Source organism: Pseudomonas putida NBRC 14164 (assembly GCF_000412675.1).
GTDB lineage: Bacteria > Pseudomonadota > Gammaproteobacteria > Pseudomonadales > Pseudomonadaceae > Aquipseudomonas > Aquipseudomonas putida.
Genome location: NC_021505.1, coordinates 534,439 through 547,500, shown reverse-complemented (window position 1 = coordinate 547,500; position 13,062 = coordinate 534,439). Strand labels below are relative to the sequence as shown.

Genomic DNA, 13,062 nt, shown 5'->3' with positions numbered 1-13,062 from the left:
TTCAGCCAGCTCAAGCACGGCCAGGTGCTGCAGTTCGAGCTGGACAAGGATGGCCAACTGGCCAGCCTGCACAGCAAAGTCAGCAACCTCGAAACCATTCGCCTGACCAAGTCCGCCAAGGGCTACACCTTCAACCGCGAAATCAGCAAACCGGTGGTGCGTACCGCCTACGCCCACGGCGTGATCAAGAGCTCGCTGTCGGCCTCGGCCCAGCGCGCCGGCCTGTCCCACAGCATGACCATGGACATGGCCCGGGTGCTGGGTTACGACATCGACTTCGCCCAGGATATTCGCCCGGGCGACGAGTTCGACGTGGTCTACGAGCAGAAGGTGATGGACGGCAAGGTGGTCGGCACCGGCAACATACTGTCTGCCCGGTTCACCAACCGCGGCAAGACCTACACCGCCGTGCGCTACACCAACAAGCAGGGCAATACCACCTACTACACCGCCGACGGCAACAGCCTGCGCAAGGCCTTCATCCGTACTCCGGTGGACTTCGCCCGCATCAGCTCGCGCTTTTCCGCCGGCCGCAAGCACCCGATCCTGAACAAGATCCGCGCCCACAAAGGCGTCGACTACGCCGCCCCGCGCGGTACGCCGATCAAGGCAGCCGGTGACGGCCGCATCGAACTGGCCGGGCGCCGTGGCGGTTACGGCAACACCGTGATCATCCAGCACGGCAACCGCTACAAGACGCTGTACGGTCACATGCAAGGCTTTGCCAAGGGCATCAAGACTGGCAGCTCGGTGAAGCAGGGCCAGATCATCGGCTACATCGGCACCACCGGCCTGTCCACCGGCCCGCACCTGCACTACGAGTTCCAGGTCAACGGTGTGCACGTCGATCCACTCAGCCAGAAAGTGCCGATGGCCGACCCGATCGCCAAAAACGAGCGCCAACGCTTCCAGCAGCAGAGCCAACCCCTGATCGCCCGTATGGATCAGGAAAAAGCCACCCTGCTCGCAGCGAACAAGCGCTAAGCCCATGGCGCTCTACCTGGGGGTGATGTCCGGCACCAGCCTCGATGGCCTGGACATCGCCTTGATCAAACAAGGCGAGCAGCTTGAACTGCTCGCCACCCATTACCTGCCAATGCCCGGCGACTTGCGTCAGGACCTGCTTGCCCTGTGCAGCAGCGGCGCTGACGAGATCGCGCGCGCGGCGCTGGCAGAAAACCGCTGGGCCAGCCTGGCAGCCGAAGGTATCCGTGAACTGCTGGCCCGTCAGGGTCTTCAGGCCGATGCCATCCGCGCCATCGGCAGCCACGGCCAGACCATCCGCCACGAACCCGCACGCGGTTTTACCGTGCAGATCGGCAACCCGGCGTTGCTCGCCGAGCTTACCGGCATCAGCGTGGTTGCCGACTTCCGCCGGCGCGATGTGGCTGCTGGTGGCCAAGGTGCGCCCTTGGTACCGGCCTTCCACGAAACCCTGTTCGGCCACCTGGGCCAGCGCCTGGCAGTCCTTAACGTAGGCGGTTTCAGCAACCTCAGCCTGATCGAGCAGGACAAGCCGGTCCACGGCTTCGATTGCGGCCCGGGTAACGTGCTGCTGGATGCCTGGATAGAGCGCAAGCGCGGCCAGGCCTACGATGCCGATGGTGCCTGGGCGGCCTCGGGCGTGGTGCAGGCGGGCTTGCTCGGTGTATTGCTGTCCGACCCGTTCTTCGCTGGTAGCGGCCCGAAAAGTACAGGCCGCGAGGTGTTCAACCTGCCTTGGCTGGATGGTCACCTGGCGGGCCTGCCCACTTACCAGGACGAGGATGTCCAGGCGACGCTGCTGGAGCTTACCGCTCGCAGCATCATCGACTCGCTGAGCCACGCCCAGCAAGGCACCAAGGCGTTGCTGGTGTGTGGTGGTGGCGCGCGTAACGGCGCCCTGATGGCCCGCCTCGGCCAGCTGCTACCCGAGGCCCGTGTCGCCAGCACCGGCGCCCATGGCGTAGACCCTGACTGGGTAGAGGCCATGGCCTTTGCCTGGCTGGCTCACTGCTGCCTGGAAGGCATCTGTGCCAACCGCCCAAGCGTGACAGCGGCCAAAGGCCTGCGGGTACTGGGCGCAATCTACCCGGCATAACCGCTACGCCAGAAAGCAAAACGCCGCGCAATTGCGCGGCGTTTTCGTAAGGCCAGACTTCAGATCGAGAACGAGGAACCGCAACCGCACGTAGTGGCAGCGTTCGGGTTCTTGATCACAAAGCGCGAACCCTCCAGGCCTTCCTGATAGTCCACCTCGGCACCAGCCAGATACTGGAAGCTCATCGGGTCGACGACCAGCGCCACGCCTTCGCGCTCGACGATGGTGTCGTCTTCGGCCACATCCTCATCGAAAGTGAAGCCGTACTGGAAGCCCGAGCAACCACCACCGGTCACGAACACCCGCAGCTTCAGACGCTCATTGCCTTCCTCATCGACCAGGTTCTTCACTTTCTGGGCTGCCCCATGGGTGAATTCCAGACCGGTAGGGGTGAAGGTTTCGACGCTCATGTTGACTCTCCCGGCGCAGTTGCCGCCTTAAAACTCGATGACGCGCATTATCCGCTTTCCCGAGAAAATCGGTCAACAATTGTGCGGCTTTAGTCGCGACAAACAAAAAGGCCCGCACGAGGCGGGCCATTCCGACAGGGGCTTGCTTACGGCAACAAGCCCGCGTGGGACAGGCCCATGCGCTCATCCAGACCAAACAGGATGTTCAGGTTCTGTACCGCCTGGCCCGACGCGCCCTTGACCAGGTTGTCGATCACCGACAGCACCACCACCAGGTCACCACCCTGCGGGCGATGAACGGCAATGCGGCAGACGTTGGCGCCGCGCACACTGCGGGTTTCCGGGTGGCTGCCCGCTGGCATCACATCGACGAACGGTTCGTCGGCGTAGCGCTTTTCGAACAGCGCCTGCAGGTCGACCGAGGTGTCGACCACGTTCGCGTACAGGGTGGCGTGGATGCCACGGATCATTGGCGTCAAGTGCGGCACGAAGGTCAGGCCGATATCCTTGCCAGCGGCCAGGCGCAGGCCCTGGCTGATTTCCGGCAGGTGACGATGGCCCTTGACCGCATAGGCCTTCATGCTTTCGCCGGCCTCGCAGAACAGCGAACCGACTGCCGCACCACGACCAGCGCCACTGACACCCGACTTGCAGTCGGCAATCAGGCGCGACGGGTCGGCCAGGCCCGCTTCCAGCAGCGGCAAGAAGCCCAGCTGGGTGGCGGTCGGGTAGCAACCCGGCACGGCGATCAGGCGCGCCTGGCGAATCTTCTCACGGTTGACTTCAGGCAGGCCATATACCGCGTCCTTGAGCAGTTCTGGCGCGCCGTGCGGCTGGCCATACCACTTGCCCCACTCGGTAGCATCCTGCAGGCGGAAGTCAGCCGACAGGTCGATCACCTTGGTACCGGCCGCCAGCAGTTCGCCAGCCAGGGCATGGGCAACACCGTGCGGAGTGGCGAAGAACACCACATCGCAGGCGGCCAGGGCCTTGCTGTCCGGCACGCTGAACGCCAGCCCGTCATAGTGGCCGCGCAGGTTCGGGTACATGTCCGCCACCGCCACGCCCGCCTCGGAGCGCGAAGTGATGACCGCCACTTCGGCCTGTGAATGCTGTGCCAGCAGACGCAACAGTTCGACGCCGGTGTAACCCGTGCCGCCGACGATACCGACCTTGATCATAACGCTTGCCCCTTATCAACGAGCCGTCTGGAAAGCGCACGATAATAGGGGCGCGAAGCGCCTGTAACAACTCTTCGGGTGACCCTTCGGGCGCTTGACCACTACTATCTGACGACCGTGAATACCTGAAGGAACTCCCTCCATGCTTTACCTATGGATCAAAGCGCTGCATATCGTCAGCGTGGTCTGCTGGTTCGCCGGCCTGTTCTACCTGCCGCGGCTGTTCGTCTACCACGCCCAGAGCGAGGACAGCACCAGCAAGGACCGCTTCGTCACCATGGAACGCAAGCTGTACCGCGGCATCATGAACCCGGCCATGATCGCCACCTACGTGTTCGGCGCGTGGATGCTTTACCTCACCCCCGGCTGGCTCAGCCAGGGCTGGCTGCATGCCAAGCTGACCCTGGTCATCCTGCTGACCGGCTACCATCACATGTGCGGTGCCCAACGCAAACGCTTCGCCAGCGGCAACAACACCCGCAGCCATGTCTACTATCGGTGGTTCAACGAAGTGCCCGTGCTGTTCCTGCTGGGCATCGTAATTCTGGTGGTGGTCAAACCGTTCTGACATAGCCACCCGTTCAAGGAGCCTTGCCATGTCGCTACCTGCCTCGCTCGAACAACGCCTGCGCCTGCCTGTGGTTGCGGCGCCGATGTTCCTGATCTCCAACCCCACACTGGTGCTGGCATGCTGCGCCAGCGGCGTGGTCGGCAGTTTTCCGGCCCTTAACCAGCGCGACAGCGCCGGCTTCAAGGCCTGGCTGGAGGAGATCGAGGCAGGCCTGGCGCAATTGCAGGCGCCAGCCCCCTATGCAGTCAACCTGATCGTGCACCCGACCAACCCACGCCTGCAGGCCGACCTGGCCTTGTGCGTGGAACATCGCGTGCCGATCGTCATCACCAGCCTGGGGGCGGTCAAGGAAGTGGTCGATGCCGTGCATGGCTACGGCGGCCTGGTGTTCCACGACGTCACCACCCGCCGCCATGCCGAGAAAGCCGCCGAAGCGGGTGTCGACGGGCTGATCGCCGTCGCTGCCGGCGCAGGCGGCCATGCAGGCACCTGGAGCCCGTTCGCTCTGGCCGCAGAGATTCGCCAGTTCTTCGACAAGACCCTGCTGCTGGCCGGCTGTCTCAACCACGGCCACGAAATCCTCGCCGCACAATTGCTGGGCGCCGACCTGGCCTACATGGGCACGCGCTTTATCGCTACTACAGAAAGCCAGGCTCAGGATGCCTACAAGCAGATGCTGCTCGATGCCCACGCCGCCGACATCATTCACACCCCGGCAGTGTCCGGCATCCCTGCAAGCTTCTTGCGTTCGAGCCTGGAGCAGGCTGGCTACGACATGAGCGCCCTCAAAGGCGGCCACGAGCAAGGCAAGCTCAAACCTGTCGACGACGAAGCCAAAGCCTGGAAGACCGTATGGTCGGCGGGCCAGGGCGTCGGCGAAATCCATGATCTGCCCAGTGCCAGTGCATTGATCGAACGGCTGCACAGTGAGTACCGGGAAGCCCTGGAGCGCTGCCAGATTCTGCGCGCCCGCACCTTGTAGCAAAACGCAACACCTTGCCCGGCCAAGCTGTACACTAGGCGCCCTCTTTCGCCCCCAGGAGCCTTGCATGACCCGTTACGCCATGATCACTGGTGCTTCCAGCGGCCTGGGCCTGGCCCTGGCGGAAGCGCTGGCACGGCGCGGGCGCAACCTGATCCTGGTGGCACGTCAGCGGGAAACGCTGGAGCCCGTGGCCATCGAGCTGACCCAGCGCTTTGGTGTCGAGGTGCTGTTCCGCGCCTGCGACCTCAGCCAGCCGCTGCGCCTGTCGGGCTTCGTACTGGAGCTGGAAGAAGGCGAACGGCGTATCGACCTGCTGGTCAACTGCGCCGGCTTGCGCACCTACGGGCCGTTCCTGGCCCATGAGTGGGCCGACGAACAGGACCTGCTTGAAGTCAACGTTCTGGCCCTGAGCCGCCTGTGCCATGCCATCGGCAACCTGATGGCCGTGCAGGGTGGCGGGCAGATCCTCAACGTCGCCGGCCTGGCCGGGGTGGCACCCGGCCCGTGGATGGCAGCCTATGCCGCCAGCAAGGCGTACGTGCTGAGCTTTTCCCAGGCGCTGCGCGAAGAGCTCAAGCGTGCCGGCATCAAGGTCTCGGTGCTGTGCCCCGGGCCGGTACGCTCCCCGCACCGGCGCATCGCCCGGCTCGACGGCAAACCCCGCTGCCTCAGCCCCGAGGAAATCGCGCTGTACACAGTACGTGCGCTGGACAAGAACCGCGCGCTGATCCTGCCCGGCCGGCGCAACCGCTGGCTGGCATTTGCCCCGCGCCTGCTGCCGCGCTGGCTGGTGTGCAAACTGGCCGGGGCCATACACCGCCGCTATTGCCCGGCCGGCATGGAATAGCCACTGGGCGAGCGGCGCTCGGCTGAGTACACTCGGCCCGACCCTCACCATGGAGCAAGTGCTGTGGACGATCTATTCCTCAAAATCATCAACCGGGAAATCCCGGCGGATATCATCTACGAAGACGACCAGGTCCTGGCCTTCAAGGACATTGCACCCGCGGCACCGGTACATTTTCTGGTCATCCCGAAAAAACACATCCGCACGCTCAATGACCTGACCGAAGAAGACAAGGCCCTGGCTGGCCACATCCTGTTCACCGCCCAGCGCCTGGCTGTCGAGCAAGGCTGCGAGGAAGGTTTCCGCGTGGTCATGAACTGCAACCCGAAAGGCGGCCAGACCGTCTATCACATCCATATGCACGTGCTTGGCCAGCGCCAGATGAACTGGCCACCGGGCTGATCCACGGCAAGCGACCCCGCCGCTATTGCGGTAAACTGTCGGGCACATTCTTGCGGAGGTGCCCGATGGCTACCGAACGTCACTACTCGCCGCTCGACCGCTTGTTGCTGCAGGCCGATACCGCCATGCGCACCTTGCTGCCCTTCAGCGGCCAACCCGCCCGGCCATCGCCGGCCATTGTCCAGCCGGACGCGGACCTGGACGATCAGCAGACCCGCCACATCGCCGGGCTGATGCGTATCAACCACACCGGCGAGGTGTGTGCCCAGGCGCTGTACCAGGGCCAGGCGCTGACCGCCAAACTGCCCCAGGTACGCAAGGCCATGGAGCATGCTGCCGAGGAAGAAGTGGACCACCTGGCCTGGTGCGAACAGCGCATTCGCCAGCTGAACAGCCACCCAAGCGTGCTCAACCCCCTGTTCTATGGCATGTCGTTCGGCATCGGCGCACTCGCCGGCCTGGTCAGCGACAAGGTCAGCCTGGGCTTCGTCGCCGCCACCGAACACCAGGTGTGCAAGCACCTCGACGAGCACCTGGAGCAAATCCCGCACGAAGACGAAAAGTCCCGGGCCATTCTCGAGCAGATGCGCATCGATGAAGAGCAGCATGCCGAATCAGCACTGGAAGCCGGTGGTTATCGCTTCCCGGCACCGGTCCGCTTTGGCATGAGCTTGCTGGCCAAGGTCATGACCAAGAGCACCTACCGCATCTGAAGGCATCGCCATGACGGATCGAATCGACGCCAAGGACCTGGCGCGCGCCGTGCAAGCCGGCATTCTTCAGCCGGGCCAGGACCAGGCCTTGCTGGTATTCCTGCGCCAGCAACCGGCCCAACGGGGCAGCTTCCAGCTGGCCCATGTCGCCTTCTACTTCGGCGCCATGCTGATCATGGCGGCCATGGGCTGGTTGCTCACCGAAGCCTGGATGAGCATTGGCGACGGCGCTCTGCTGGTCATCGCCAGCCTCTATATCCTGCTGATCACCTTGTTCGCCCTGCATCTGCAACGCCGCGCCCAGCCGGTTGCTGCCGGGGTGCTGGCGGCCGTCGCGGTCAGCATCGTGCCACTGGCAGTGTTCGCCATCGAACGCCTGGCGGGCTGGTGGCCACTGGACGACGCGCAAGCCAACTATCACCAGTACTACACCTACGTGCAGGGCGGCTGGCTGGCGATGGAAGCGGCCACGGTGCTCGCCGGGCTGCTGATGCTGCGGCTGATCCCCTACCCGTTCGTCATGATGCCGATAGCCGTGGCCTTGTGGTTCATGTCGATGGACCTGAGCGAATGGTTCTTCGGCTCGCCGTTCAGCTGGGAGCAGCGCCGCGAGGTTTCGCTGTGGTTCGGGTTGGCTTTGCTGGTGGTGTTCCTTGTGATAGACGGCCGCACGCGAGAGGACTATGCCCGCTGGGGCTACCTGGCCGGGCTGGCGGCATTCTGGGGCGGGCTGACGCTGGTGGACAGTGGCAGTGAGTTGGGCAAGGCCCTGTACTGCCTGATCAACATCGTGCTGATGGGCATGGCGGTGCTGCTGCGCCGGCCGGTGTTCATGGTGTTTGGTGCGCTGGGGGTGGCGGCTTACCTGGGGTACCTGTCATACGAGGTGTTTGCCGAGTCGCTGCTGTTCCCGATGGTGGTGACCTTGATCGGGCTGGGGGTTATCTGGCTGGGGCTGGTTTACCAGAAGCGGCGGGAGCGGTTGAGCCAAGCAATGCGGGGATGGCTGCCAGGGTGGGTGCAAGCTGCACTGCCTGCGCTTCGGAGCTGATATTTGCCGGGGCCGCTTTGCGGCCCATCGCCGGCAAGCCAGCTCCCACAGGTATATCGGCCGATTCAAGGTCAGCGCAGTACGTATGGGAGCTGGCTTGCCGGCGATGGGCTGCGAAGCAGCCCCCAAAACCGTTGCGTTAACCGAGCTCTACGATTTCATACCCGTGGGTAATCTCAACCCCGGCACGTTCGAGCATGATCGAGGCCGAGCAGTACTTCTCTGCCGACAACTCCACTGCCCGCTTGACCTGTGCTTCTTTCAGACCACGGCCTTTCACCACGAAGTTCATGTGAATCTTGGTGAACACCTTCGGGTCTTCGCTGGCGCGCTCGGCTTCCAGAAACGCCTCGCAGCTTTCCACCGCCTGGCGCGATTTCTTCAGAATGCTCACCACGTCAAAGCTGCTGCAGCCACCCAGGCCCAACAGCAACATTTCCATCGGACGCACACCCAGGTTGCGGCCGCCGGCCTCGGGCGGGCCGTCCATCACGACGACATGACCACTCCCCGATTCGCCGAGGAACATGGCCTCACCGGCCCACTGGATACGTGCCTTCATCTACCCGGACTCCTGATATTCGGAAAAGGGTGTCAGCTTAGACCTTGTGCGGCTGTGGGAAAAGCACGAGACGTGTCGGTTTAGTACCGAAACATCCGGTGACGTCTGATAAGCTGGCGCCAAATGAATGGCGCTTGCGCCAGACAGCCTTATAAAAAGCCTACGGGTCGTATCGAACAGGATTTCGTGATGGTTGCCTCCGCCCTACCCGCCAAGATCAAGAACATCGACAAGCTGCTGGTACACTGCCAGCGCCGCCGTTATACCGCCAAGAGCAACATCATCTGCGCCGGCGACCGGGCCGAGACACTGTCATTCATCATCAAGGGTTCGGTCACCATCCTCATCGAAGACGACGACGGCCGTGAAATGATCATTGCCTATCTCAACAATGGCGATTTCTTTGGCGAGCTGGGGTTGTTCGAGCCGGTTGACGGCGAACAGCAGCGCAGTGCCTGGGTGCGAGCCAAGACTGAGTGCGAAGTGGCCGAGATCAGCTACGAGAAGTTCCGCGAACTGGCGCGCCAGGACCCGGAAATCCTCTATGCACTGGGCAGCCAGATGGCCCAGCGCCTGCGCAACACTACACGCAAGGTCGGCGACCTGGCATTTTTCGACGTCACCGGGCGGGTTGCCCGTTGCCTGCTGGAATTGTGCAAGCAACCCGATGCCATGACCCACCCCGACGGCATGCAGATCAAGATCACCCGCCAGGAAATCGGGCGAATCGTCGGTTGCTCCCGGGAAATGGTCGGCCGCGTCCTCAAGGACCTTGAAGAGCGCAGCCTGGTGCAGGTAAAGGGCAAGACCATGGTGGTCTACGGTACCCGCTAGGGACAACGTCTAGTCCTTGGGCAGGTCTGCAAGCACCTTGGCGTAGGCCTGCGACAAGCGCGCGAACCAGGGCGCCGCGGGCGCCACTTCATGCAAGGCGATGTGTGCATCGGCGCGGCAGCGCTGCTCCAGCTCACAGCACTCATTGAAGCGGTTGACCGCCGCCACCATCGATTCACGCTCGTTGTCCAGCAGCAACGCACCGTGCACCAGCACTACCGGGCGCTTGCCACCCAGGCCCTGACGCCAGCGCTGGGCGGTGCCCACCAGCTTGCGGCCATTGAGGTTGACGTTGTAACGGCCATCGCAGAACGCCCCGTCGATTTCACCCACCGACGCCACCCCGCCCCACTCGCGCAGTACATCGCACAGCGGCAGGCACAGGCGCTCGTAGGCGCTTTCGATGCGGCCGTGATCGCCTTCGCTGCGCGGGGCAACGTACACCAGTGCGACGTTGACGGTGGAATGGGATTGGGGCACCGGCTCACCGCCAGTCTCGCGCAGCAGCACCGGCCAGCCGGCAATCGCCAGCTCCGAACAGGCGGCTTCGAAGTTGTCGAGGCGGCTCATGCGCCGGGGCATGACCAGGGCATGGTCGGTAGGGCGCCAGAACAGCACGCCACTTTCGCGTTCGCCGCGGCACACCGCGGCCAGCAGTTCCTGTTCGGTGTGCAGGCCTTGTTCGACGGTCAGGGCCAGGGGTTGATCGGTCATTGATCCACCTTTGATGTTGTTTTTGATGGCCTCTTCGCGGGCATGCCCGCTCCCATAGCTCTAGCACAGGGCTTAAGAGTGGTGAAGCACCCGTGAAAGGGCCATGTCAGGCCTACAAAAAAGCCGGCAAAAACGCCGGCTTCATTTGATCAGTCCAGGTGCTGAACAGTCTTCTTCACTTGTTCGGGGAAGAACAACCGCTGCAACTCCAGCCCAGGCTGCTCAGCGCGCATGAACGCCTCGCCCACCAGGAACGAGTAAACCTCGTTGATTGCCATCAGTTCGACATCGGCCCGGTTGAGAATACCGCTTTCGGTAATCGCCAGGCGATCACGCGGAATGCGCGGCAGCAGGTCAAGGGTGGTTTCCAGGCTGACCTCGAAGGTGTGCAGGTTGCGGTTATTCACCCCCACCAGCGGCGTATCCAGGGTTTTCAACGCGCGCTCCAGCTCATCGCCATCGTGCACTTCCACCAGCACGTCGAGGCCGACGTCTTTTGCGGTCGCGGCCAGTTCGGCCATTTTCACGTCGTCCAGCGCCGAGACGATCAGCAGCACGCAGTCCGCGCCCAAGGCCCGGGCTTCGACGATCTGGTAAGGGTCGACCATGAAGTCCTTGCGGATCACCGGCAGCGAAACGGCAGCACGTGCCTGCTGCAGGTACTCATCGGCACCCTGGAAGTAATCGACATCGGTCAGTACCGAGAGGCAGGTAGCGCCGCCCTTCTCGTAGCTGACAGCGATTTCCGCCGGCACGAAGTGCTCGCGGATCACGCCCTTGCTCGGCGAAGCCTTCTTGATCTCGGCGATCACCGCTGGCTGTTTGCGCTTGGCCTGCTCGATCAGCGCATTGGCGAAGCCACGCGGGGCATCGGCAACCTTGGCCAGGCCTTCCAGCTCGGCGAGGCTGACGCGCGCGCTGCGCTCGGCCACTTCCTGGAACTTGCGGGCAATGATCCTTTCCAGCACCGTCGGCACACTCATGCTTCGTTCTCCACCTTGAATACTGCAGTAAAGGCACCCAGTTCCTGCAGCTTTTCCCAGGCCAGGCCGGTGTGCAGTACATCATGGGCCAGTTCTACACCGGCTTTCAGGCTCATGGCATGGTCGGCTGCATACAGTGCCGCGCCAGCATTAAGCACGATCATCTCGGCGGCCTTCTGACCGTTCTCGGTCTTGCGCCGGCCCAGCGCATCGCGGATCAACTCCAGCGACGCCTGCGGGTTCTCGACGGCAAGGCCATGCAAGCTCTGGCTCTTCATGCCGAGGTCTTCCGGCTCGACCCAGTATTCAGTAATTTCGTCGTTCTTCAGCTCGGCAACGAAGGTGGGGGCAGCCAGGCTGAACTCATCCAGGCCATCCTTCGAGTGCACCACCAGCACATGCTTGCTACCCAGGCGTTGCAGAACCTCAGCCAACGGGCGGCACAGGGCCTGAGCGAACACGCCGACCACCTGATGCTTCACTCCGGCCGGATTCGTAAGCGGGCCGAGCATGTTGAACAGGGTACGCAACCCCAGATCGCGGCGCGGGCCGGCAGCATATTTCATGGCCGAGTGATGGCTTTGCGCGAACATGAAGCCGATGCCCAGGCTGTCGATGCAGCGGGCCACCTGAACTGGCGTCAGGTTCAGATAGATGCCGGCAGCTTCCAACAGGTCGGCGCTACCGCTCTTGCCCGACACTGCGCGGTTGCCGTGCTTGGCCACGGTGCAGCCCGCCGCCGCCAGGACGAACGAAGACGCGGTGGACACGTTGAAGATATTGGCCCCATCACCGCCGGTGCCGACGATATCAACGACGCCATCCAGGCTTTTCAGTTCAACCTTGTCGGCTAGCTCACGCATCACCGACACCGCGCCGACGATTTCGTCGATGCTTTCACTCTTCATGCGCATGCCCATCAGGAAGGCGCCGATCTGCGCCTCGCTGCACTGGCCGGTCATTATCTGGCGCATGACGTCGCGCATTTCTTCGGTAGAAAGGTCCAGCTGGCCGACGATACGGCTCAACGCGCTCTTGATATCCATGTTCGATCCTTAGCGGTGGCCGCCGGTCTGCTTGAGGAAGTTGGCGAACAGCTCGTGGCCCTGCTCGGTCAGGATCGACTCGGGGTGGAACTGCACCCCTTCGATATTCAGCGTTTTGTGACGCAGGCCCATGATCTCGTCGACCGAACCGTCTGCATGAGCGGTCCAGGCAGTGACCTCCAGGCAATCGGGCAAGGTTTCGCGCTTGACCACCAGCGAATGGTAGCGGGTCACGGTCAGCGGGTTGTTGAGGCCGGCGAACACGCCCAGGTCACGGTGGTGTACCGGGCTGGTCTTGCCGTGCATCACCTGGCGGGCACGCACCACGTCACCGCCAAAGGCCTGGCCGATGGACTGGTGGCCCAGGCACACACCCAGAATCGGCAGCTTGCCGGCAAAATGCAGGATGGCCTCGATGGACACGCCAGCCTCGCTTGGCGTGCACGGGCCCGGGGACACGACGATGCGCTCGGGGTTGAGGGCTTCGATCTGAGCGATGGTCATTTCGTCATTGCGAATGACCTTGACCTCGGCACCCAGCTCGCCAAGGTACTGGACGACGTTGTAAGTGAATGAGTCGTAATTGTCGATCATCAGTAACATGGTGTTGAACCTCTTGAATTTACTGACTTCAGAATTCGAACCTTCTTGCAGCCGCTACAGGCACGGCTTCGCCACAAAGG

Annotated in this window: 16 protein-coding genes (1 of these 16 only partly in view); 9 read left to right on the top strand and 7 right to left on the bottom strand. The window is 63.0% G+C overall.

What is annotated here, in order from left to right; genetic code table 11:
• Positions 1-984, top strand: the 3' portion of a protein-coding gene (locus PP4_RS02365) for a peptidoglycan DD-metalloendopeptidase family protein (protein ID WP_016497736.1). It extends 438 nt beyond the left edge of the window; only the last 984 of its 1,422 coding nucleotides appear in the window; its start codon lies beyond the left edge, outside the window; the stop codon is at positions 982-984.
• Positions 985-988: 4 nt separating this feature from the next.
• Positions 989-2,080, top strand: a complete 1,092-nt coding sequence (locus tag PP4_RS02360; protein ID WP_016497735.1) for an anhydro-N-acetylmuramic acid kinase — start codon at positions 989-991, stop codon at positions 2,078-2,080.
• Positions 2,081-2,139: 59 nt separating this feature from the next.
• Here the strand turns inward: PP4_RS02360 and erpA are convergent, their stop codons facing one another.
• Positions 2,140-2,490 carry an iron-sulfur cluster insertion protein ErpA gene (erpA, locus tag PP4_RS02355; RefSeq protein WP_016497734.1) on the bottom strand — a complete coding sequence of 117 codons (351 nt, stop codon included), beginning with the start codon at positions 2,488-2,490 and terminating at the stop codon, positions 2,140-2,142.
• A 146-nt stretch (positions 2,491-2,636) separates the two neighbouring features.
• Complete coding sequence (gene argC, locus PP4_RS02350; protein ID WP_016497733.1) at positions 2,637-3,671, bottom strand: N-acetyl-gamma-glutamyl-phosphate reductase; 1,035 nt, start codon at positions 3,669-3,671, stop codon at positions 2,637-2,639.
• A gap of 142 nt (positions 3,672-3,813) precedes the next feature.
• Between argC and hemJ the strand changes: the two genes are divergently transcribed.
• From hemJ to PP4_RS02320, 6 genes are all read left to right on the top strand, one after another.
• Positions 3,814-4,239, top strand: coding sequence for a protoporphyrinogen oxidase HemJ (gene hemJ / locus PP4_RS02345; protein ID WP_016497732.1), 426 nt, complete (start codon positions 3,814-3,816; stop codon positions 4,237-4,239).
• A gap of 28 nt (positions 4,240-4,267) precedes the next feature.
• On the top strand, positions 4,268-5,224 hold the full coding sequence (locus tag PP4_RS02340) for an NAD(P)H-dependent flavin oxidoreductase (RefSeq protein ID WP_016497731.1): 957 nt from the start codon (positions 4,268-4,270) through the stop codon (positions 5,222-5,224).
• A gap of 67 nt (positions 5,225-5,291) precedes the next feature.
• Complete coding sequence (locus PP4_RS02335) at positions 5,292-6,074, top strand: SDR family NAD(P)-dependent oxidoreductase (protein ID WP_016497730.1); 783 nt, start codon at positions 5,292-5,294, stop codon at positions 6,072-6,074.
• Between the two features lie 63 nt (positions 6,075-6,137).
• Positions 6,138-6,476, top strand: coding sequence for a histidine triad nucleotide-binding protein (locus PP4_RS02330; protein WP_016484636.1), 339 nt, complete (start codon positions 6,138-6,140; stop codon positions 6,474-6,476).
• 65 nt (positions 6,477-6,541) lie between these two features.
• Entirely contained in the window at positions 6,542-7,189 is a 648-nt protein-coding gene (gene coq7, locus PP4_RS02325; RefSeq protein WP_016497729.1) for a 2-polyprenyl-3-methyl-6-methoxy-1,4-benzoquinone monooxygenase, read from the top strand.
• 10 nt (positions 7,190-7,199) lie between these two features.
• Entirely contained in the window at positions 7,200-8,240 is a 1,041-nt protein-coding gene (locus tag PP4_RS02320; RefSeq protein WP_016497728.1) for a hypothetical protein, read from the top strand.
• A 139-nt stretch (positions 8,241-8,379) separates the two neighbouring features.
• Here the strand turns inward: PP4_RS02320 and PP4_RS02315 are convergent, their stop codons facing one another.
• On the bottom strand, positions 8,380-8,802 hold the full coding sequence (locus PP4_RS02315; protein WP_004376171.1) for an OsmC family protein: 423 nt from the start codon (positions 8,800-8,802) through the stop codon (positions 8,380-8,382).
• Between the two features lie 189 nt (positions 8,803-8,991).
• Between PP4_RS02315 and crp the strand changes: the two genes are divergently transcribed.
• Positions 8,992-9,636: a cAMP-activated global transcriptional regulator CRP gene (gene crp / locus PP4_RS02310; protein ID WP_016497727.1), complete on the top strand. Its 645-nt coding sequence runs from the start codon at positions 8,992-8,994 to the stop codon at positions 9,634-9,636.
• 9 nt (positions 9,637-9,645) lie between these two features.
• Here the strand turns inward: crp and PP4_RS02305 are convergent, their stop codons facing one another.
• The 4 genes from PP4_RS02305 to PP4_RS02290 all read right to left on the bottom strand — a co-directional run bounded on the left by PP4_RS02305 (position 9,646) and on the right by PP4_RS02290 (position 12,982).
• Positions 9,646-10,350, bottom strand: coding sequence for a lipoate--protein ligase family protein (locus PP4_RS02305; protein WP_016497726.1), 705 nt, complete (start codon positions 10,348-10,350; stop codon positions 9,646-9,648).
• A 149-nt stretch (positions 10,351-10,499) separates the two neighbouring features.
• Positions 10,500-11,333, bottom strand: a complete 834-nt coding sequence (gene trpC, locus PP4_RS02300; protein WP_016497725.1) for an indole-3-glycerol phosphate synthase TrpC — start codon at positions 11,331-11,333, stop codon at positions 10,500-10,502.
• A complete protein-coding gene (gene trpD, locus PP4_RS02295; protein WP_016497724.1) occupies positions 11,330-12,379 on the bottom strand; it encodes an anthranilate phosphoribosyltransferase in 1,050 nt (349 codons plus the stop codon). The genes trpC and trpD overlap by 4 nt, the downstream gene beginning before the upstream one ends.
• 9 nt (positions 12,380-12,388) lie before the next feature.
• Complete coding sequence (locus tag PP4_RS02290; RefSeq protein ID WP_016497723.1) at positions 12,389-12,982, bottom strand: aminodeoxychorismate/anthranilate synthase component II; 594 nt, start codon at positions 12,980-12,982, stop codon at positions 12,389-12,391.
• Positions 12,983-13,062: the final 80 nt, after the last annotated feature.